General features: G+C 66.1%; 18 protein-coding genes and 1 tRNA gene. 5 read left to right on the plus strand and 14 right to left on the minus strand.

What is annotated here, in order from left to right; genetic code table 11:
- The first annotated feature begins 5 nt into the window (after nucleotides 1-5).
- Together BEP01S_RS15415 and BEP01S_RS15420 are read left to right on the plus strand one after the other, a co-directional pair.
- The gene (locus BEP01S_RS15415) at nucleotides 6-1,163 is read left to right on the plus strand and encodes a glycerate kinase (protein WP_062245015.1); all 1,158 of its coding nucleotides are present in this window, start codon (nucleotides 6-8) and stop codon (nucleotides 1,161-1,163) included.
- Between the two features lie 30 nt (nucleotides 1,164-1,193).
- Nucleotides 1,194-1,673 carry a peroxiredoxin gene (locus BEP01S_RS15420; RefSeq protein WP_062245018.1) on the plus strand — a complete coding sequence of 160 codons (480 nt, stop codon included), beginning with the start codon at nucleotides 1,194-1,196 and terminating at the stop codon, nucleotides 1,671-1,673.
- Nucleotides 1,674-1,741: 68 nt separating this feature from the next.
- Here the strand turns inward: BEP01S_RS15420 and BEP01S_RS15425 are convergent, their stop codons facing one another.
- The 13 genes from BEP01S_RS15425 to BEP01S_RS15485 form a co-directional block, all read right to left on the minus strand.
- On the minus strand, nucleotides 1,742-2,731 hold the full coding sequence (locus BEP01S_RS15425; RefSeq protein WP_062245021.1) for a DUF559 domain-containing protein: 990 nt from the start codon (nucleotides 2,729-2,731) through the stop codon (nucleotides 1,742-1,744).
- Nucleotides 2,732-2,878: 147 nt separating this feature from the next.
- On the minus strand, nucleotides 2,879-4,234 hold the full coding sequence (gene allB, locus BEP01S_RS15430; protein ID WP_062245024.1) for an allantoinase AllB: 1,356 nt from the start codon (nucleotides 4,232-4,234) through the stop codon (nucleotides 2,879-2,881).
- Nucleotides 4,235-4,387: 153 nt separating this feature from the next.
- Entirely contained in the window at nucleotides 4,388-6,181 is a 1,794-nt protein-coding gene (gene gcl, locus BEP01S_RS15435) for a glyoxylate carboligase (protein ID WP_062245027.1), read from the minus strand.
- A gap of 81 nt (nucleotides 6,182-6,262) precedes the next feature.
- On the minus strand, nucleotides 6,263-7,273 hold the full coding sequence (locus BEP01S_RS15440; RefSeq protein WP_373277914.1) for a 2-hydroxy-3-oxopropionate reductase: 1,011 nt from the start codon (nucleotides 7,271-7,273) through the stop codon (nucleotides 6,263-6,265).
- On the minus strand, nucleotides 7,185-8,009 hold the full coding sequence (locus BEP01S_RS15445; protein ID WP_062245033.1) for a hydroxypyruvate isomerase family protein: 825 nt from the start codon (nucleotides 8,007-8,009) through the stop codon (nucleotides 7,185-7,187). The genes BEP01S_RS15440 and BEP01S_RS15445 overlap by 89 nt, the downstream gene beginning before the upstream one ends.
- 170 nt (nucleotides 8,010-8,179) lie before the next feature.
- Nucleotides 8,180-9,463 (minus strand): guanine deaminase, encoded by a 1,284-nt coding sequence (gene guaD, locus BEP01S_RS15450; RefSeq protein WP_062245036.1) that lies wholly within the window; start codon nucleotides 9,461-9,463, stop codon nucleotides 8,180-8,182.
- Nucleotides 9,464-9,506: 43 nt separating this feature from the next.
- On the minus strand, nucleotides 9,507-10,292 hold the full coding sequence (gene xdhC / locus BEP01S_RS15455; RefSeq protein ID WP_062245037.1) for a xanthine dehydrogenase accessory protein XdhC: 786 nt from the start codon (nucleotides 10,290-10,292) through the stop codon (nucleotides 9,507-9,509).
- Complete coding sequence (gene xdhB / locus BEP01S_RS15460) at nucleotides 10,289-12,667, minus strand: xanthine dehydrogenase molybdopterin binding subunit (protein WP_062245039.1); 2,379 nt, start codon at nucleotides 12,665-12,667, stop codon at nucleotides 10,289-10,291. Before xdhB ends, xdhC begins: the two co-directional genes overlap by 4 nt.
- The gene (locus BEP01S_RS15465) at nucleotides 12,667-14,124 is read right to left on the minus strand and encodes a xanthine dehydrogenase small subunit (protein ID WP_062245042.1); all 1,458 of its coding nucleotides are present in this window, start codon (nucleotides 14,122-14,124) and stop codon (nucleotides 12,667-12,669) included. The genes xdhB and BEP01S_RS15465 overlap by 1 nt, the downstream gene beginning before the upstream one ends.
- Before the next feature lie 196 nt (nucleotides 14,125-14,320).
- Nucleotides 14,321-15,781, minus strand: a complete 1,461-nt coding sequence (locus BEP01S_RS15470) for an NCS2 family permease (protein WP_062245045.1) — start codon at nucleotides 15,779-15,781, stop codon at nucleotides 14,321-14,323.
- Between the two features lie 272 nt (nucleotides 15,782-16,053).
- Nucleotides 16,054-16,144: transfer RNA gene (locus BEP01S_RS15475), tRNA-Ser, on the minus strand.
- Between the two features lie 63 nt (nucleotides 16,145-16,207).
- Nucleotides 16,208-16,639 (minus strand): nucleoside deaminase, encoded by a 432-nt coding sequence (locus BEP01S_RS15480; protein WP_062245048.1) that lies wholly within the window; start codon nucleotides 16,637-16,639, stop codon nucleotides 16,208-16,210.
- An 11-nt stretch (nucleotides 16,640-16,650) separates the two neighbouring features.
- Nucleotides 16,651-17,205, minus strand: coding sequence for a tRNA adenosine deaminase-associated protein (locus tag BEP01S_RS15485; protein ID WP_062245051.1), 555 nt, complete (start codon nucleotides 17,203-17,205; stop codon nucleotides 16,651-16,653).
- A 73-nt stretch (nucleotides 17,206-17,278) separates the two neighbouring features.
- Here BEP01S_RS15485 and upp point away from each other — a divergent pair, with 73 nt between their 5' ends.
- The 3 genes from upp to BEP01S_RS15500 all read left to right on the plus strand — a co-directional run bounded on the left by upp (nucleotide 17,279) and on the right by BEP01S_RS15500 (nucleotide 20,019).
- Nucleotides 17,279-17,917 (plus strand): uracil phosphoribosyltransferase, encoded by a 639-nt coding sequence (gene upp / locus BEP01S_RS15490; protein WP_039207917.1) that lies wholly within the window; start codon nucleotides 17,279-17,281, stop codon nucleotides 17,915-17,917.
- Between the two features lie 266 nt (nucleotides 17,918-18,183).
- Complete coding sequence (locus BEP01S_RS15495; protein WP_062245054.1) at nucleotides 18,184-19,002, plus strand: winged helix-turn-helix domain-containing protein; 819 nt, start codon at nucleotides 18,184-18,186, stop codon at nucleotides 19,000-19,002.
- Nucleotides 19,003-19,077: 75 nt separating this feature from the next.
- Nucleotides 19,078-20,019 carry an endonuclease/exonuclease/phosphatase family protein gene (locus BEP01S_RS15500; RefSeq protein ID WP_062245057.1) on the plus strand — a complete coding sequence of 314 codons (942 nt, stop codon included), beginning with the start codon at nucleotides 19,078-19,080 and terminating at the stop codon, nucleotides 20,017-20,019.
- Between the two features lie 24 nt (nucleotides 20,020-20,043).
- On the opposite strand, the gene BEP01S_RS15505 is transcribed toward BEP01S_RS15500, so the two are convergent.
- Nucleotides 20,044-21,234 carry a MarP family serine protease gene (locus tag BEP01S_RS15505; protein ID WP_062245060.1) on the minus strand — a complete coding sequence of 397 codons (1,191 nt, stop codon included), beginning with the start codon at nucleotides 21,232-21,234 and terminating at the stop codon, nucleotides 20,044-20,046.

Raw genomic sequence — 21,234 nt, forward strand, 5'->3', positions numbered from 1 at the left:
AGTGCATGAGCCTGAAAACGACAGATCAGACCCCGTCATTCGTCTGCGCCCCTGACTCCTTCAAGGGCTCAGCCTCCGCTCCTGCCGCCGCGGCCGCCATGGCCCGCGGAGTTCGGGCGGTGTTCCCCGAAGCGCGGGTCACCGAGCTGCCCTTCGCCGACGGCGGGGAGGGCACGCTCGACGCACTGCTTGCCGTGTGGGGAACTCAGCCGCGCACAGTCGACACGGTCGATGCCCTGGGCAGGACCACCTCGGCGGCCTTCGGCCTCTCCCCCGACGGGAAGACCGCGGTCATCGAAGCGGCCCAGGCCAACGGCCTGCCACAGGTCTCGGACGTCGAACTGCAGCCCGAGCGCGCCGACACCTTCGGCGTCGGTCGCATCACGGCCGCGGCCCTCGACCTCGGGGTCGAGGAGATCCTGCTGTGCATCGGCGGTTCGGCGAGCACGGACGGCGGGACCGGAATACTGGCCGCCCTCGGCGCCCGCTTCTCCGATGCGAACGGCGATCCCGTCGCACCCGGCGGCGGTGGGCTGGCCGCGATCTCCGCGGTCGACACCACGGGGCTCGACCAGCGGGCCACAGCGGTGCGGTGGCGGATCGCCGTCGACGTCGACAATCCGCTCACCGGACCCCGCGGGGCCGCCGCGGTCTTCGGTCCGCAGAAGGGAGCGGACGCGAACTCGGTGGACGTGCTCGATTCCGGGCTCGGTCACTTGGCCGAAGTGCTCACCGGCACCTCTGCCGACGCCGAGGCCCTGGCGGCGACGCCGGGATTCGGGGCCGCTGGCGGGATCCCGCTGGCGCTGACGAAGCTGCTCGGCGCCGAGGTGGTGCCCGGCTCGACGATGGTCGCCGAGGCCGTGGGACTGACCGCGGCCCTGGCCGACGCGGACTTCGTGCTCACCGGAGAGGGATCCTTCGATTCCCAATCCTTGGGCGGGAAGGTCGTCGCGGCCGTACGGGACCACGCCCCCGCCTCGGCGAGGGTGATCGTCATCGCCGGTCGGGTCGGACTGTCCGCCGCGGAATGCCGGGACGCCGGAATCACGGCGGCGCTGTCGATCGCACCGGGACCGGCGGACCTGGCCACACTGTCCGAACGCGCCGAAGCGCTCATCGAGGACACGGCCGCGCAGGCGTGCGCACTCGCGGCTGTCTGACACTCCATTTCAACGACGAAAGGACGCACCATGACCATCACCACTCAGACCAGGCTCACGGTCGGAGACATCGCTCCCGACTTCACGCTCACCGACGCGGAGGGACGGACTGTGTCGAAGGCCGACTATGCCGGCCGCAGCGTCATCCTCTACTTCTACCCGAAGGCCGCATCGCCGGGCTGCACGACGGAGGCCTGCGATTTCCGGGACAATCTCTCGGCGTTGGCGGCCGCCGGCTTCGAGGTCCTCGGCGTCTCCCCCGATGACACCGAATCGCTCAAGGAATTCGCCGCCGAGGAGGGACTGACGTTCTCGCTGCTGTCCGATCCCGGCGCCGCTGTGGCCCGGGCCTATGGCAGCTATGGGCAGAAGACGATCGGCGAGCACACGTTCCAGGGCACTCAGCGCTCGACCTTCGTCATCGGCGCCGACGGAACCCTGACCTACGCCGAGTACAACGTCGACGCCCGCGGTCACGTCGCCCGCCTCCGCACCCACCTCCTCCCCTAATTACTACCTGACGGCGGCCCAGATACCTCGCGCGAGGTATCTGGGCCGCCGTCAGGTAGTTCTAGTTCTCATCCGGTGCGCAGACGCGAGGCGAGCTCACCGAGGATGCGTTCGAACGGCGCGGTGCGGAACAGGTCGCCGAAGGTCAGGCGGATGATCTTATAGCCCTTGGCTTCGAGTGCGGCTTCGCGTGCCTTCTCTGCAGCGAGGCTCTCACGCGGTGAACGTCCGTCCATCGTGTACTTCTCGAGTCCATCGATCTCGATGATGAGTCGGGCATCGTGATTGCAGAAGTCAACACGTGCGATGACCTCACCGAGGTGCCCGAAGAACTCCACCTGCGGCTCGAAGCCCGTGATTCCGTGCTCGAAGAAGCGCACCGCGGCAATCGACTCCGAGGGCGCCTCGCGGCGGCCGTCGGTGAGGTCCAGGGCGCGTAGCACCGCCGCGTCCCCGCGGGATTCGGGACATTCCGCCAGCACCGCCTCGATACGGAAGCGCGCGGTGCGACTTCGGCGGATCACCTCGTCGAACATCGGCACTGACAGGTCCGGACCATAGTCGCGGGCGATGTCGATGAGCGTGCGCTCGATCGTCGTCACCGCATAGATGCCGACCATCTTCCGATGCGCCGACGGAACCACGCGGTTGCGCACATAGAGGTGCCGGTATTTGCGGCTGACGTTCGGCCGGAACACCTCCACCCGCGTCTCGGCCGGATAGGCGATCGGCAGACCGTGGATGAGAGCCGCCGACAGATGCGAGAAGACTTCGCGCCCCTTCGTCACTCGCCACCGGCCGGATGCGGTGTGGATCTTCTCCGCACGAGTGCGGATGAGGACCCTCAATGGTTCGATCTCATCACGCATATCGCCTTGATGGCCGAACTCCTCGAAGTCCGCTTCGCTCAGGGCCGCCCAGATGGTTTCGTGTCGCGCATCGTCGCACGACCCCGTCGCCACATAGCGTCCGCGGGCGATGCGTGTGAGGCAGCATCGCTCTCCGCGCCTGACCTCGTCCTTGGTGAACCCCAGCCGGTAGAGCTTGTCGGTCGTCATACACAGATACATGACACCAAATTGCATCATCTGACATCAATAGACAATAGTCGAACGCAATCTGTGGATAACTTCTTCCCAGAACTACCTGACGGCGGCCCAGATACCTCGCGCGAGGTTGCTGGGCCGCCGTCAGGTAGTAATTAATCAGCGGGCGGTGAGGAGGCGGCCGTTCGGGGTCTCGAAATCGACCGGGGCTCCGCGCAGCACGGTCTGCGTCACCCGACCGCGGACGGTGCGGGTGTCATACGCACTGATCTGGTTGCGGTGCCAGAGCTCCGTGGCCCGCACCGTCCACTCTTCGTCAGGGGCGAAGACGGCGAAGTCCGCGTCGTTGCCCTCGGCGATCGTTCCCTTGCCCGCGACCCGGGCCACGGCCGCCGGTGCCGCGGACATCCAGCGGACCACCTCGGCGAGCTCGATTCCGCGTTTCGCGGCCTCGGTCCACACGAGCGAGAGTCCCAGCTGCAGCGACGAGATCCCGCCCCATGCGGCGCCGAAGTCGCCGGTGTCGAGCAGTTTGAGCTCGGCCGTCGACGGTGAGTGGTCGGAGACGATGCAGTCGATCGTGCCGTCGATGAGGCCCTGCCACAGCGCCTCCCGGTTCGATTCCTCACGGATCGGCGGGCAGCACTTGTGCGTCGTCGCCCCGTCCGGGATCTCCTCGGCGGTGAAGACGAGGTAGTGCGGGCAGGTCTCGACGGTGAGCTTGATCCCCTCGGCCTTGGCCGCGGCGATCTGCTCCAGCGCATCCGCCGAGGACAGGTGCAGGATGTGCGCCCGGGCTCCGGTCTCCCGTGCGGCGTCGATGACGCGGCCGATCGCGACGTTCTCGGCCTCGCGGGGGCGCGTGGCGAGGAAGTCGGCGAACTTCGGACCCGAGTTCTTCGGTGCCGAGGTCATCACCTCGTGATCCTCGGCGTGGACGATGAGCATTCCGTCGAAGGAGGCGATCTCGGCCATATCCGCAGTCATCTCGGCCGGTTCCAGCGGCGGGAACTCCTCAACTCCGGAGTCTTCGAGGAAGCATTTGAACCCGAAGACGCCGGCGTCGTGCAGGGGCCGCAGGTCCGCGGTGTTGCCGGGGATCGCCCCACCCCAGAAGCCGACGTCGACGAAGGCCTTGGGCTCGGCGACCGCCCGTTTCGTCTCCAGGGCTGCGACGTCGACCGTCGGTGGCAGCGAGTTCAGCGGCATGTCGACGATCGTCGTCACTCCCCCGGCCGCGGCCGCGCGGGTGGCGCTGGCGAAGCCCTCCCATTCGGCGCGACCGGGATCGTTGACGTGGACGTGGGAGTCGACGAGACCGGGCAGCAGCACCTGATCATCCTCAATCTCGATGACTTCTGCCCCCGCCGAGGCGGTCGCGCCCAGATCCTGTCCACCGCGGGAGATCGCGGCGATCTTCCCGTCCCTGACCCCGACCGTCACCGGTTCGATGCCCTCGGGCAGCAGGGCCTTCGCGGCGTGGATGATCAGGTCGAAGTCGGCGTCGTTGCTCATGTTCCTCCTCGGTCGCCCGCCCCGGAAGGCCGGTGAATGAAGTTTCGGTATACCGTTCTAGCCTACTCGGCTCGGGCGATTCGGCCCAGCCCGCAATCGGTTCGGCCCAGCCCGCAATCGGTTCGGCCCAGCCCTCAGACGATTCGGCCCAGCCTATTTCGCCGCAGCCAGTTCGCTCATCAGGCTCAGCGCCGTCGGAGCGTCGGCCGGAGTCTGGGCGAGGGTCTCGAATTCGTTGATCGCGTCGAGGGCCGCACCCATCGAGATGTTCGTGACGCGTTCGAGGATGACCTCGACGACAACCGGAACCTGGTGTTCGTCCATGAGCTCCTTGGCCACGCGCAGCCCCTCCCCGATGAGTTCGGGGTCTTCGACCCGCAGCGCCTTGCACCCGAGTCCCTGGGCCACGGCCACATGGTCGACACCGTATCCGGACGACGCGGAGCCGGCGGTGTTGATGTTCTCGAAGGCCAGCGAGACCTCATAATCCATGTCGAATCCGCGCTGGGACTGACGGATGAGTCCGAGGTAGGAGTTGTTGACGACGACGTGGACGTAGGGGATCTGGTGTTGGGCGCCGACTGCGAGCTCTTCGATCATGAACTGGAAGTCATAGTCGCCGGACAGCGCCACGACGGTCTCGCCGGGCTTGCCCTTGGCCACGCCGAGCGCGGCCGGTCCGGTCCACCCCAAAGGTCCGGCCTGTCCGGCATTGATCCAGTGCCGGGGCCGATAGACGTGCAGCATCTGGGCGCCGGCGATCTGGCTGAGCCCGATCGTCGAGACGTAGGTGACGTCGCGGCCGAAGGCCCGGTTCATCTCCTGGTAGACGCGCTGCGGCTTGATCGGCACCTCGCTGAAGTTCGTCTTCCTGTGTTCGGTCGACTTCCGCGCCGTGCATTCCCCGGCCCAGCCGGTGAAGTCCGGCAGCCTGCCCGACCGAGACCGTGCGGCGGCCAGCAGCGCATCGAGAGCGGCTCCTGCGTCGGAGGCGACCCCGAAGTCGGGGGCGAAGACGCGTCCGATCTGGGTGGGTTCGATGTCGATGTGGACGAACTTTCGGCCCTTGCGGTACACGTCGAGGTCACCGGTGTGGCGGTTGGCCCAGCGGTTGCCGATGCCGATGACGAGGTCGGATTCGAGGAAGGATGCGTTGCCGTAGCGCACATGCGTCTGGATGCCGACCATGCCCGCGGCCAGCGGATGGTCGTCGGGGATCGCACCCCACCCCATGAGGGTCGGTGAGACCGGGATGGAGGTGAGTTCGGCGAATTCGACGAGCCGGTCGGCGGCATCGGCGCCCAAGATTCCGCCGCCGGCGATGATGATCGGGTGCTCCGCCTCGGCGATGAGGTCGAGGATCTTCTCTGCCTGCGCGGGCGTGGCTGTGGGCTTTGCCGGCGCCAGCGGTTCGTAGGCGTCGATGTCGAATTCGATCTCGGTCTGCTGCACGTCGATGGGCAGGTCGATGAGCACGGGGCCGGGTCGGGCCGAGCGCATGAGCTGGAACGCGGTCTGGAAGACGCCGGGCACCTGTCCGGCTTCGAGCACGGCCTTGGCCATCTTCGTCACCGGTGCCGCGATCGAGGCGATGTCGACGGCCTGGAAATCTTCCTTGTCGAGCACTGCGACGGGCGCCTGGCCGGTGATGCACAGGATCGGCTGGGAGTCGGCGGCCGCGGCGTAGAGGCCCGTGATCATATCGGTGCCGGCCGGCCCCGAGGTGCCCAGGCAGACTCCGATGTTGCCCGGTGCCGAGCGGGTGAATCCGTCGGCCATATGCGAGGCTCCCTCGACGTGGCGGGCCAGGGTGTGGCGGATTCCGCCGTGGGCCTTCATGGCCGAATACAGCGGGTTGATCGCCGCTCCCGGCAGCCCGAAGGTCTCGGTGGCGCCTTCTTTTTCGAGGATGAGCACTATCGCGTCGACTGCGCGCATACGTGTCATTGTTCGTCCTTTGTTCTGGAGCCGGCGACGACGCTGTCGCCGGCTCGGTTTGTGGTGGGATCGCCTCGCCGAGGCGGTGCTTCAGTTCTCGTTCTTTCCCGAGAGGGCTTCGATGACGGTGAAGAGACCCGAGTGGTCGAGTCCGCCGTTGCCCTGCTGCACGGTGGCAGCGACGAGCTGGGCGACGGTGGCGCCGAGCGGGATGGCGACTCCTGCTTCGCGGGCGGCGGCGGTGACGATGCCCATGTCCTTGTGGTGGAGTTCGAGCCGGAATCCGGGATCGAAGGAGCGGTCAAGCATCTTCTGTCCCTTCTGGTCGAGGACCTTGGATCCGGCGAGTCCGCCGCCGAGGACCTGCAGTGCCGCACTCGTTTCGACTCCATAGGCTTCGAGGAACACGACGGCTTCGGCCAGCAGTCCGATGTTGCCGGCGACCATGAGCTGGTTCGCTGCTTTGACGGTCTGGCCTGCCCCCGAGGGGCCGACGAGGACGATGGTCTTGCCGACAGCGTCGAAGACATCGGCCACTGCATCGAAGTCGGCCTGGTCGCCGCCGACCATGATCGACAGGACTCCGTCGATGGCTCCGGGTTCGCCTCCGGAGACGGGAGCGTCGAGGGGTTTGAGACCGGCTTCCTTGGCCTTGGCCGCCAGTTCGGTGGCCACATCGGGACGGATGGTGGAGAAGTCGATCCAGGTGGCCCCGGCCGAAGCGTGGGCGAGGATACCGTCGTCACCGGTCAGCACGGCTTCGACGTCGGGTGAGTCGGGAACCATGGTGATGATGACATCGGCCCCGGCCACCGCCTCGGCGATGGCGGCGGCGGCACTGCCACCCGCCTCGGCGAGGGCGTCGGCCTTGGCCGGGGTGCGGTTGAAGCCGCGGACGTCGAATCCGGCAGCGACGAGGTTCTTGGCCATGGGCAGGCCCATTATGCCGAGTCCGATGAAAGCGATGGTCTTGGACATGGTGGGGTTTCCTTCGGGTCGTCGGTGGTGGGGTTCAGGCGGTCTGGGTGGCGCGGTCGAGCCAGTCGAAGGCGGTCGCGCGGTCCTGTTTGTATTCCAGTGCCACGGATCCGGAGTAGCCAAGGTCGTAAGCGCGGTCGGTCCAGTTGCGCAGCGGCAGCGATCCGGTACCGGGTGCTCCACGGCCGTCGGCGTCGGCGATCTGGATGTGGCCGAAGTTCACGGCTTCGGATTCGATGACGGCCGCGACGTCGTCGCCGTTGACGTGCATGTGATAGAAGTCGGCGAGCACGGCGATGTTCTCGGGTCCGTCGGCGCGGACCTTGGCGACCACCTCGGCGGCGTCGGCATATCGCTTGAGCGGGTAGGCCTCGGCTCCGGAGACGGGTTCGACGAGGACGGTTCCGCCGATCTCGGCGACCTTTCCGGCGGCGAGCGCGAGGTTGGCGGCGGCCGTGGCGTCCTGTCCGGCCGGGTCCTGGCCGTCGGTGCGCAGCCCAAAGAGGGCGTTGAAGGCGCGGCAACCGGTGCGTCGGCCGATCTCGACGACGATGGCGACGTTCGCGGCGAAGTCCTCTTCGGCTCCGATGATCGAGACCATTCCGCGATCACCCGCGGCCATGTTCCCGGCCCAAAAGTTCAGCCCCTTGAGAGCGACTCCCGCGGTTTCGAGGGAGGCGATGAACTCATCGACCTCCGCCGAGGATGGGGTCGGGTTCCCGTCGAAGGGCCACCAGAATTCGACCTCGTCGAAACCGGCGTCCTTCGCGGCCTGAGCCCGTTCGAGGACGGGCAGTTCGGTGAGCAGGGTGGAGCAGTTGAGGACGTAGCGCTCAGGTGAGGTGAAGTTCTGGGACATGGAGCTCTCCTTTGAGTTTCCGCTGTTTTTCGTATTGTGGAAGTGTGTTTCCATTCCGTGAAATCAGCATAAACAGCTCGCGGAGTCCCCGTCAAGACCTTCGTCTCAGAACTACGTGACGGCGGCCCAGCAACCTCGCGCGAGGTTGCTGGGCCGCCGTCAGGTAGTAATTAGGGGTGGAGGGGGTTTCCGTCGACCCAGACTTGGGCGATGTCGGCGGGAGTGCCCATGGCGAAGATCTTCGCCAGCGCGTCCCCGTCGTCGGCGGCGTGGCGGATGCCGACGTCAAGCGGCTGGCCCTCGGCCGGGCAGATGAGGACGGCGTCGAAGCGCTTGCCCTCGCTCAGCACGCCGACCTCGTCGAGTTCGAGCGCCTCAGCTCCGGCCGAGGTCGCCAGATGGAGCAGATGCGCGGAGTTCAAAGCCACTCCCCCGGCCGGATCAAGCTGCTGCATGAAGTACGACTGCACCCCTTCCTTGAGCAGGTTGAAGCCCGTGCCCGCCCCGACATCGGTGCCCAGCGCCACACGAACGCCTGCCTCGATATGCCGGCGCAGCGGGAAGAAACCACTGGCCAGAGCCGAGTTCGAGGTCGGACAGTGCGCGGCCACGGACCCGGCCTCGGCCATGCGCTCAAGCTCCCGATCCTGCGGATGGACGTTGTGCGCAAGCACAGTGCGCCGCCCCACGAGTCCCGCCCGATCATACGTGTCGAGGTAGTCGAGAGCCTCGGGATGGATCTCCGCTACGCCGGCGACCTCATCAACATTCTCGTTCAGATGCGAAGTCACCCAGATGCCCGGATTCTCCTCGACGAGGCGCCCCCCGGCGGCCAGCAACTCCGGTCCTGCAGAGAACGAGAACCGTGGAGTCACTGCGTACCGCAGCCGCCCCTTCCCGTGCCACCGGTCGATGAGCGCCTGGCCCTCTTCGGTCGAACGCTCCACGTCGGTGAGCAGCGCATCGGGCAGGTTCCGGTCGCCCGTGACCAGGCCGGACGTGATGCGCAGCCCCGACTTTTCAGCGGCGGAGAAGAAGATGTCCATGGCCGAGGCGAAGTGCGAACCGAAGACCATCGCCGAGGTGGTCCCCGCCGAGATCAGTCCCGTGAGGAATTCTCCGGCCACCGCTTCCGCGTAGGCAGGATCCCCGAGCTTCGCCTCTTCGGGCAGGGCGCACTGATCGAGCCAGTCGAGCAGCGGTTTCCCGAGGTGGCCGATGGCTCGCACCTGCGGCAGGTGGACGTGGGTGTCCACGAGTCCGGGGATGAGCACACCATCGCGGAGGTCGACGACTTGCGCCTCGGGGTGCGCAGTGCGGGCAGTGTCGAAGTCGGTGCGTGAGGTGATGAGTCCGTCGTCGACGACGAGTGCGATATCGGAGGCCGAGCGCAGCCGGCCCCCGGCGAATGGGTTGTCCGGCGTATCGAAGACGCGGGCACGATAGATGACCACAGTGGTTCTCCTAGAGTCAGTGATGTCAGGCAGCAGAAAGTGTTCAGCCCATGCGGCCGAGCAGGTCCGCGGCGACGCTCACGGCGATCGTCGCGGGTGCTTTGCCCGGCAAGTCGGGCAGTCCGATCGGGCAGCGGATGGTGTCGATGGCTTCGGGCTCGAAGTCTTCGGCGGCGAGGTTCTTGCGGAATCGCTGCCATTTCGCGTTCGAACCGATGAGCCCGACCGAGCCGAGGTCGCCACGGGTCAGCGCCGCGGAGCACAGGTGCAGGTCTTCGGCATGGTCGTGGGTCATGATGACCACATGCGCGCCGGCCGGCAGCGCAGTGAGCACCTCTTCCCCGACGACGGCGAATTCGGAGCGGATCCGCGCCACCGGGGTCTCCAAATCGTCGATCGCTTCGAGCTGTTCCGGCCGCGAATCGCTGACCGTGAGGTCGAGATCGTGGCGGGCGAGGATCCGAGTGAGTTCGAGTCCGATGTTGCCGATGCCGAAGATCGCCACCGAGGCGGGCACGGGCAGGGGTTCGAAGAGCATGGTGACCTCTCCGCCGCAGCATTGTCTGCCGTATTTGGCAGGGGCTTTGTCGTTGAGCCGCAGGGTGAGCATCTCCGGGGTCGCCTGCCTTTCGGCGAGCAGTTCCCGGGCACGGGTGAGGGCCGTCATCTCGAGATTGCCGCCGCCGATGGTCCCGAACAGGTCATCGGCGGTGGCGATCATCTTCGCTCCCGCCTCGCGTGGGGCATGCCCACGCACCGCGGCGAGAGTGATGAGGACAGCCGGCACCCGAGCTGTGCGAAGCTCGGCTGCGGTGTCCATCCAGGTCATGACGGAACTCGTTGTTCTTCCCTCGCCGAGGCGGCCGCCCCCGAGTCCTGCCCGCGGGCTTCTTCGATCGCCCAGAACACTGCTTCCGGTGTGGCCGGGGACGCGAGTTCGACGCTGTGGCCGGGGCCACCGAAGGCGCCCACGGCCTCCCGCAGGGCTTCGCGGACGGAGAAGGCGAGCATGAGCGGGGGTTCGCCCACGGCCTTCGCCCCGTACACGGCTCCCTCTTCATGCGCTTTGTCGAGGAAGGTGACGTTGAAGACCTCGGGGACTTCGGAGAAGCTCGGGATCTTGTACGTGCTCGCCGCCTGTGTGGCCAGACGTCCCCGGCTCGGCTTGTCCGATTCGTCCCAACGCAGATCCTCCAGGGTCAGCCAGCCGGCACCCTGGATGAAGCCGCCCTCGATCTGTCCGAGATCGATGAGCGGGGACAGGGAGTCTCCCACGTCGTGGACGATGTCGACGCGGCGCAGGGTGTAGGAGCCGTCGAATCGGTTGACTTCGACTTCGGACACCGCGGCCCCGTAGGCGAAGTACTTGAACGGTTCGCCGCGCATCTGGGACAGGTTCCAGTGCAGTCCCTCGGTGCGGTAGAAACCGGAGGCCGAGAGCTGGATGCGCTGGAAGTACGCGGTGTTGATCAGCTCTTCCCAGGTCACCGTCTTCGTTGAGGACAGTGCGGAGACGATTCCTCGTGAGATCTCCACCTCATGGGCGGGTGCACCGAGGATGCCCGCGGCGACCTGCCGCAGCCGGTCGAGGATCTGGTCGCAGGCGTTCTTCACCGCTCCGCCGTTGAGGTCGGAGCCGGAGCTCGCGGCCGTCGCCGAGGTGTTGGGCACCTTGTCCGTGCGCGTCGGCGCCAGACGCACCGTCGACAGGGGCACGCCGAGGGTGGTGGCCGCGACCTGCAGCATCTTCTGATGCAGTCCCTGCCCCATTTCGGTGCCGCCGTGGGTGACGAGGACGGATCCGTCCTTGTACACGAGCACGAGCGCTCCGCCCTGGTTGAAGGCGGTGAGGTTGAACGAGATCCCGAACTTCACCGGAGTGATCGACAGTCCTCGTTTGATGTGCTCGTGGCTCAAGTTGAACGCTTCGATCTCAGCCTCGCGGGCCTCCAGATCGGATTGGGAGATGAGCTGGTCCCAGCACGCCCCGATCCGCTCGGGATGACGCACCGGCTGATAGTAGGGAGTGTCCTGACCTTGCGCGTAGAAGTTCCGGCGGCGCAGCTCACGGGCGCTCAGTCCCAGTTTGGGGGCGACGCGTCCGATGATGTCTTCCATGACGAGCATGCCCTGCGGGCCGCCGAATCCCCGGAAGGCAGTCTGCGAGGTCTTATTGCATTTGGCGATGCGGCCGGTGACCCGAATGTTGGGCACCCAGTAGGCGTTGTCGATATGGCACATGGCGCGGGTGAGCACCGGCTCGGAGAGGTCGAGGCTCCACCCGCCGTCCGCGGTCAGCGTCGCATCGAGGGCGAGGATCTTCCCCTCCTCGGTGAATCCGATCTTCCACGACGAGTGGAATCCATGCCGCTTGCCGGTCATGGTGATATCCCGGGTGCGGTCGAGGCGCAGTCGCACCGGCCGGCCCGTGAGCTTCGCACCGAGCGCTGCCAGGGCTGCGTAGCCATGAGGCTGCATCTCCTTGCCGCCGAAGCCTCCGCCCATGCGCAGGCACTGGACGGTCACCTCGTGGGCGGGCACTCCGAGGACATGGGAGACGATGTCCTGAGTCTCGGTGGGATGCTGGGTCGAGGACTGGATGAAGACCTGTTCGTTCTCATCCACATGCGCCAGGCAGGCCTGCGTCTCGAGGTAGAAGTGCTCCTGACCGGCGAACTCGAATTCGCCTTCGAAGACATGAGCGGCATCGGCGAACGCGGAGTCGACCTCGCCCTTGTCGATCGACAAGGGCTTTCCGTGGTAGCTGTCGGCGGCGATGGCATCGCGCACGGTCACCAGCGACGGCAGTTCCTCGAACTCGGCGGTGACGGCCGCAGCGCCTTCCTTCGCGGCTTCGAGATCCTCGGCGAGCACCCAGGCCAGGGGCTGGCCGAAGAACATGATCTCGTCGACCGGCAGCATCGGCTCATCGTGCTTGACGCCCTGATCGTTGACGCCGGGGATATCGGCGGCCGTGATGACCTTGACGACTCCGGGCACCGCATAGGCGGGTTCGATATCGATGGCGCTGAGGCGGCCGTGCGCGGTCGTCGACTGCACGGGGAAGGCGTGGAGGACCCCGGTGAGACGTCCGATGAGGTCATCGGTGTAGAGCGCGGATCCGGTGACGTGACCGAAGGCGCTTTCGTGGTGGTGGCGTTCGCCGACGACCGGGTCGGCGGGGCGCTGGGAGAGCTGGCTCATCACTGGACCTCCTTGCTGGTCACGGCCGGGTGGCCGAGCTGCTCGGCGTAGAAGCGTTCGAGGGAGGACCGCAACATGGCGGTCCGGTACTTCGCACTCGCCCGGTGGTCGTCCATCGGAGTGCCTTCGGCGGCCAGCGTCTCGGCTGCCGCATGCACGGTCTCCAGGTTCCACGGCCGGCCTTCGAGCAGGGCTTCGGTGGCGGTGGCGCGCAGCGGGGTCGCCGCGACTCCGCCGAGGCCGATCCGGGCCTTCGCGATCACACCGTCCTGGATGTCGACGGCATAGCCGATCGCCACCGAGGAGATGTCGTCGAAGCGACGTTTCGCGATCTTCTGGAACGACGTCAGCGGCGAGAGCGGCAACGGGATGCGGATGGCGGTGATGAGCTCATCGGCCTCACGCACCGTCTGCCTGTATCCGGTGAAGTAGTCGGCCAACGCCACGGTCCTGAACCCGCGCACCGAGGTGAGCACGAGTTCGGCTTCGAGGGCGAGCAGGGCCGGCGGGGTATCGCCGATGGGCGAACCCGTGCCGAGGTTGCCGCCGATGGTCGCCCCGTTGCGGATGAGGCGAGAGGCGAACTGCGGGAACAGCTTGCCCAGCAGCGGGATGCTGCCGGAGAGTTCACGTTCGAGTTCGGACAGGGTCTGGGAGGCGCCGAGCTCGATGAAGTCGGCGGTGCGACGGATTCCGCGCATCTCCTCGAGTCGGTCGACGGCGAGGATGTTCTTCGCACGAGCTCCCTTGATGTTGACCTCGACACCCCAGTCGGTGGCCCCGGCCACGACGGTGACCTCGGGATCGGCGGAGAGGATGGAGACCGCCTCGGCGAGGGTGGAGGGACGACGGTAACGACCGATCGTTCCTGTGGCGGTGTCGGCCCGCTGATAATCGGTGGCCGCTGCGGCCGGGGCCGGGCGGTCACGGCGGGCGGCCAGGGGATCGTCTGCGGCCGGCTGTCCCAGCGCGTTCGCGGCATCGCGGATGGGGCGGTAGCCGGTGCAGCGGCACAGGTTGCCGGACAGGGAGTGGAGGTCGAAGCCGTCCTCGCAACGGTCGGGGCGGTAGTATTCGGCGGCCATCGAGGAGATGAAGCCGGGGGTGCAGTATCCGCATTGGGATCCGCCGCGCACGGCCATCTCTTCCTGGACGGGGTGGACGGAGTCTCCATCGGCCAGACCTTCGGAGGTCACGACCTCTCCCCCGTCGAGGGCTGCCGCCGGCAGCAGGCAGGAATTCACTGAGGTCCAGCGGGTTCCGCCGGATTCGTCGGGGCGGGCGACCATGATCGCGCAGGCCCCGCATTCGCCTTCGGCGCAGCCTTCCTTCGCTCCGGTCAGTCCTTGACCGCGCAGGAAGTCCAGCGCATTCGTATGGGGTGGGCCGTCGAACTCGCGGACGGTCCCGTTGATTGTCACTTCGGCAGTTGACTGGTCCGTTGTCGCTGCGGACATCGCACTTCACACCTCCCGCGCCTCGTCACTGAGGCGCACAGTGCATGGTTGGAACAATTTGCTTCGTTCTTCGAGCTTCTGGTTATCCATGCGAACAGCGCAGAAGAACGCGGAATCAGGGGACGAGGTGTCCCCGCAGGTCAGGCCCCGTGGGCGATCTGACCCTTCCCCCAAGCTGAGTGTCCAACCATTGTTCTCATGCCCCCAAGATAGCCGAAATCGGGCCGCGAACGAAGTACAGGACGAATCCAGCTGAGACGACCCACAGCAGCCAGTGGACCTGACGGCCGCGGTTGCTCATGGCGTGGATGAGTGCCCAGGAGATGAATCCGACGCCGATTCCGTTGGCGATCGAATAGGTCAGCGGCATCGTCACCATGGTGAGGAAGACCGGCAGCGAGGTGCGGAAGTCGCTCATGTCGATCTCACGGATCTGCGTGACCATCATGGCTCCGACGACGACGAGCGCTGCGGCTCCGGCTTCCATCGGGATGACGGCGATGAGCGGTGAGAAGAACATCGACAGCAGGAACAGCACACCGGTGATGCAGGCGGCCAGACCGGTCCGTGCACCCTCGGCGATTCCGGCCGCGGAGTCGACGAAGACAGTGTTCGACGACCCCGAGGCGGCGCCGCCGAAGACCGCACCGAGACCTTCGACGATGAAGGCTCCGCGGATGCGCGGGAACATTCCGTCGTCGGTCTGCAGTCCGGCCTGACGAGCCAGTCCGGTCATCGACCCCATGGCGTCGAAGAAGTTCGTGAACACGAGGGTGAACACGAGCATCGTGGCCGCGAGGACGCCGATGTGCTGGAATCCGCCGAAGAGGTCGAAGGCGCCGATGAGACCGAAGTCGGGAAGGGCGACGACCTGCTGCGGGAATTCCGGAGCGGCGAGGTTCCAGCCCAGCGGGTCCGGATCGACGGGGTCGCCAACGGTGCCGAGCTTCGCGAACGCCTGGATGATGATTGCGGCGACCGTGGCCACGATGATGCCGATGAGGATGCCGCCGGGAATCCGCCGCGCGACGAGGATGCCGATGAGCACGAGCGCGAAGACGAAGACCAGCGTCGGCAGGGATCCGATCGATCCGTCCTGGCCCAGCTGGACGGGAGGTCCGGCCGGGGTACGCGTGACAAAGCCTGCATTGACGAAGCCTATGAAGGCGATGAAGAGTCCGATGCCCACAGTGATGGCGATCTTCAGCGCGTGCGGGACGGCGTTGAAGATCGCGGTGCGGATGCCCGTGGCACCGAGGACGACGATGATGATGCCGTTGATGATCACGAGCCCCATCGCATCGGCCCAGGTGACGTCCTGGACGACGGAGACGGCGAGGAAGCTGTTCATCCCCAGGCCTGCTGCCAGCCCGAAGGGCAGTCGGGCGACGACGCCGAAGAGGATCGTGATGACGCCGGCGACGAGCCCGGTGACCGCGGTCAGCTGGGCGAAGTCGAGGCTGTCACCGGCGATGTCCTGGGAGCCGCCGAGGATGAGCGGATTGAGGACGACGATATAGGCCATCGCGACGAAGGCGACGATGCCTCCGCGGATCTCCTGCTTGATCGTCGACCCACGTTGGGTGATTTCGAAGAATCTGTCGAGAAGCCCCGGTCTCGAGGATGCGGTCTTCACCGCTTGGTCATTGTCAGCCATTTTCATGGACCACCTCAGGTTGTTCGATTTGGTCAGCCGGCGACATCATCGTCGTCGACCCTGCGCCTTGAACATGCGCAATGAAACAGGCAGGTCTCGGCCTTTTGCCGAACAAAATTTTCCACATCATGGAAAACTATTTCTGTTTCATCGAGCAAGTCTTGCCGCTCGACCCTGGTGTGTCAATCATCACACCTCTGCCAGCGCCGATGCCATCTCTCGACCGGGCAGAAGAAACCCCTGATCAGAATCGTCTGACCAGGGGTTTCCCTTGGCGGTGGCGGTGGGATTTGAACCCACGGTAGGGGGTTGCCCTACACAACATTTCGAGTGTTGCACCTTCGGCCGCTCGGACACGCCACCGCCGACAACTGTACAGCGGTGGACTTTCCGCGTCCAAATCGGTTCGCCGTGAGCTGGGACACGTCACCGTTTGGCCGCGAAGAACTCCCTCAGCAGGGTCTGACTCTCCTCCGCGCGGACGCCCGAGGTCACCTCCGGATGATGGAGTGAAGCACGGTCGCGCAGCAGGTCCCACATCGAGCCGACGGCCCCGGCCTTGTCGTCGAAGGCGCCGAAGACGACCCGGTCGAGCCGGGAGCCGACGATGGCTCCGGCGCACATCGCGCAGGGTTCCAGGGTGACGACGAGGGTGCAGCCGTCGAGTCGCCACTGCCCCTTCGCCGAGGCGGCTGCGGAGATCGCAATGAGCTCGGCGTGGCCGAGCGGGTCAGAGTCGACCTCGCGCCGGTTGTGACCGCGCCCGATGATCTCCCCGGTCTCGTCGATGACCACGGCCCCGACGGGAACGTCGTCATGAGCGGGGGCAAGGGCCGCCTCGGCGAGGGCATGGCCCATCCACTCAGCGTTCAGCGGGCGGCCTCGAGCTGATCGGCGAAGCCGACGGTCTCACCGACGTGGGCGACGACGCGGGCGGGGTCGGATCGATAGCTTTCGACCTGGTCGATCAGGGTGGCGGCGGGGACTCCGCGGTCGGAGTAGATATCGGCGTCTCCGCCCCATTCGGCGTCGGCGTCGAATTCGAGCATCTCGACCCCCTCGTCATCGTCGTCGTCCTCGGCGATCGTGCCCTCGTCGTCCTCGGCACCGAAGTCCTCTTCGGGCTCGGCGTCGTAGGCGTCAGGACGGGAGTCGAGGAAGTCAGCGAAGATCTCTGCGAACGGGCTCGCCTCCACGGCGGCGAGATCGGAGAGGAAGATCTTGACCTCGTTGTTGCTGCACAGGCGCACGAGCCCGAACCATTCGTCTTCGTGCTCGATGACGGCCACGGCCTCTCCGTCATCACCGGCGGCCGAACGCATCATATCGACGAGGTCGTCGAGGTCGTTCGCGTCACGGACGTCGACATCGAGGGCGCGGAAGCCATCGCCGGAATCGGCCAGGATCTCAGTGAAGTACGACATGCCTCCATTGTGAACGCTTCGCCCCGCGTTGACCACTGCCGGAGACGTCGAGTTCTCCCGTACCATTTGGGGTATGCATCTTCACGTAGCCGATCACCCGCTCATCGCCCACAAACTCACCGCTCTGCGCGATGCGAACACGGATTCCGCTCGCTTCCGACAGCTCACCGAAGAGCTCGTCATGCTGCTGGCCTACGAGGCGACCCGGTCGGTGGCCGTCGAGGACAAGGAGATCTCGACCCCGGTGACGAGAACCACCGGCACCCGCATCGCTGAACCCCGCCCCGTCGTGGTCCCGATCCTGCGCGCCGGCCTCGGCATGCTCGACGGAATGCTGCGCATCCTCCCCACTGCCGAGGTGGGCTTCCTCGGAATGGTCCGCGACGAGACGACGTTCGAACCCAGCGCCTACGCCGACCGTCTGCCCGATGATCTCACCGGTCGGCAGATCTTCGTCGTCGATCCGATGCTCGCCACCGGCGGCACCCTGGCCATGGCCATCGACTTCCTGCTCGCTCGCGGCGCCCGTGACGTCACTGCCGTGTGCCTCGTCTCCGCCCCCGAGGGCGTCCAGCGCATCGAGCGCGACTTTAGCGATTCTGCCGAGGTGAAGGTGTACACGGCTGCGCTCGACGAGAAGCTCAATGAGAAGGGCTACATCGTGCCCGGACTCGGCGATGCCGGCGACCGGATGTACGGAATCGTCGACTGAGAAGACACGGCGGGACCCAGTCGTTTCGTCACAATTCGTCACAGTCGTCTCATTTTCGGCGCTTTCATTGCAGCGCCTTCGCTTTATGACAAATAATGAAGCCATGACTTCGACGATCCATCAGATGCGAATGCCGGGCGCACACATGTGTATGCCCTGCGTTCGTGGTCGGTGATCGTACTCCCGCTGTCCGGCCTCGAACGAGTTCACTCAAGCAGCGGACTCTTCCAGTCATATCGACCCGATGGTCGGAGCAAAGGACAGCTATGCCGAATCAAGAACCCGCCTACGTCCACCCACGCAGCGCAGTGGCCACTCGACGTGCAGGAGCCAGGTTGAGCGCAGTCGACCCGCAAAACGCACCGCACACCTTCGGACCTGCCGGCGTCGTCCCCTCGCCGAAGGCCGCTCGCGGAATCATCGTCTACATCGGACTCGACGAGTCCAAGGCCGCAGCCGACGGCACGAACCTCTCCGCGATCGCCGCTGAGCTGCAGGCCTACGCCAAGGAACTGGCCAGCCAGGCCGAGACCCAGGCCGTCATCGCCCTGGCGCCGGAAGGCCGCGGCAGCGATATCGACGCCGTGCGAGCCGTGGCCAACGGCTCCCCCGCCGCGACCGGTGCACCGGCTGCGACTCACGGCCCCGTGCGTTCGCGCATTCCCAACCGCATCCACCCGCCGGCACTGCGCGAGGACAACGCACCGGCGGCCCCCGCACCCCGCGGATTCGGCGGACGGGCCGGCGACACCTACACCCAGGCGGCCGGCGAACGCCTGCGCATCGACATCCCCCGCCGCGAAGTCCGCATCGACGGCGACCTCGTCGATGTCACGACGAAGGAATTCGATCTTCTCGCCACCCTCGTCTCCCACGCCGATGAGACCCTCCCCCGTGAGGACCTCATCACAGCGGTGTGGTCCGGCGGCGAGGTTCCGGACGAACGCACCGTGGACGTCCACATCCGCCGACTGCGGCGCCGCCTCGGCGAATATGCCTCCGTGGTGCGCACGATGAGGGGTTCGGGATATCGCTACGACACCCACCCCGATGTGACTGTGTGGAGTGCGACGGCGCGTCGTTGATGCAGTGCGGCTGTGAGCCTCGTCGCAATGGGCATCCAGCGTGGGGCCAGACTTCCCGGTTAAGATCGTTGATCGATGAACCAGGCATATTCCACACCGCGCAGAAAGCACAGCCCGGCCAAGGGCATCACCGCATTGATCTTCGGGATCCTCTATGCGGCTTTCCTGCTCCTCCACAATCTGCTGCCGACGCGGATGGGCATCGCGCTCATCCTCGAATCGGTGCTTCCGTGGACGGGAGTCTTCCTCGCGCTCGTGCTGCTCATGTTCCTCATCCGCTTCTCGTGGCTCTCGGCCATCGGATTCCTCGTGCCCGCTCTGGTGTGGACGGGGATGTTCGGGCCCGCCCTGTTGCCGAATGAGGATTCCGGTGATCCGGACCTGACGGTGGCCACTCACAATGTGGGGGCGCGGATGCCGCAGCCCACTGCCGCCGCCCAGAACATCGTCGACCGCGATCCGGACATCGTCACGATCCAGGAGCTCGAGTCGCTGTCGGGCAAGATCATCCACAAGGAACTCGACTCCTCGTTCGAGCATTCCCAGGTCGTCGACACCATCGGCGTGTGGTCTAAGTGGCCGATGTCGGAGCCCGAGGAGGTCGACCTCGGCCTGCAGTGGCCGCGCGCCTTTGCGACCACGATCTCGACCGATCACGGTGACGTCCGCTTTTATGCCGTGCATATGCCTTCGGTGCGTCCGGGGCACGAATCGATGCGCAACGCCGCTCTGCGCCGGTTGTCCACGACGGTGGAGACCGACGGCGCCGAGCATGTCATCATCGCCGGTGACTTCAACACAGCGTCGACGGACAACAATATGGAGACCCTGGTTCCGCCGCTCAAGGATTCGAGGGAAGAGGCCCGAGGCGGCTTCGGCTTCACCTGGCCGGCCAAGTTCCCTGTCACTCGGCTCGACCATGTCCTCTACCGCGGTTTCGACGCCACCTCCGACGAGGTGCTCGAACGCGGATCGAGTGACCACCGCGCAGTCCTCGCCGGTCTCGACCTCAAGTAGTCGGGGTCAGTTCGTGCACGGGTTTCAGTTCGTACACTGACCCGTCGGCTGCGGTGCGCGCTCTGAGGCACCGGCTTCGAGTTCATCGGCGATCTCGGCTCGGGTGAGCGCGTAGCCGGTTTCGTCATCCGTTGCCGAACGAGCGAAGACCATTCCGACGACGTTTCCATCGTCATCGATAAGCGGGCCGCCCGAATTGCCTTCCCGGACGATTCCACGCAGTGCATAGACTTCCCGGACGACCGACTGCGAGTCGTAGATATCGAGACCGCGAGCGTTGATCTTCTCCCGCACGCGGGTCGGTGAGATCGTATAGGGACCGTTTGCGGGGAATCCGACGACGACGGAGTCATCACCGGGTCCGAGCCCGTTCCCGAAGTCGAGGGCTGGTGCATCGAGTCCCGGGACCCGGAGCACGGCCACGTCGGCTTCGGCATCGAATTCGACGACCTCTGCGTGGTACGGCCGGCCTTTGCCTCCGACCTGCACGGCCAGCTCGGTAGATCCGGCCACGACGTGGGCGTTGGTGGCGACGAGTCCGTCCTCATAGACGAAGCCGGAGCCTTCCGAACCCGCGGCGCAGCTGGTGGCCGTCGTCGTGATCTTGACGACCGAGTCCTCGACGCTGCGTCCGACGTCGACCATGCCCTCGTCGGGTTCTCCGACTCCGCGGATCTGTTCGGGTTGGCCGGAGAACACCTGTGGGAATCCGGAGGCGCTCAGTCCCTTCGCCAGTCCGCCGAGTGCGTTCTGAGAGGAGTAGGGAATGGTGCGGTCGATCGAAGCGATGACCGTGGAGTCGGCAACCCAGCGGTTGGGTTCGACGAGCGGAGTGGTGCGGATGAACCCGGCGGCGAGCCAGATGACGAGGACATAGACGATTCCGGCGGTGGCGGTGCCGCCGACGGCGTCAATACCCTGACCGAGGTCAGAGTCCATATTGTGCTTGATCCACGCGCCGATGCCGCTTCCGGCGAAGGCGAAGAGGACACTCAGGACAAGCGGCATCGAAGCCAGCAACATGATCACGCCGGAGTTGTCCATGACATCGGTGCCGGCGCTCAAGGATTCGACGAGTGGGGAGAGCAGGCGCCCGAGGATCCAGCCGACGATGAAGCCGGCCGCGGTTCCGAGGGCCGTGATGATGCCCTGGCGGAAGCCGGCGAAGAGCGCCCCGATACCGAGGACGATGAGGAGGATGTCGAGAACTGTCAC

Source organism: Brevibacterium epidermidis NBRC 14811, from assembly GCF_001570805.1.
In the GTDB taxonomy this organism is placed as follows: Bacteria; Actinomycetota; Actinomycetes; order Actinomycetales; family Brevibacteriaceae; genus Brevibacterium; species Brevibacterium epidermidis.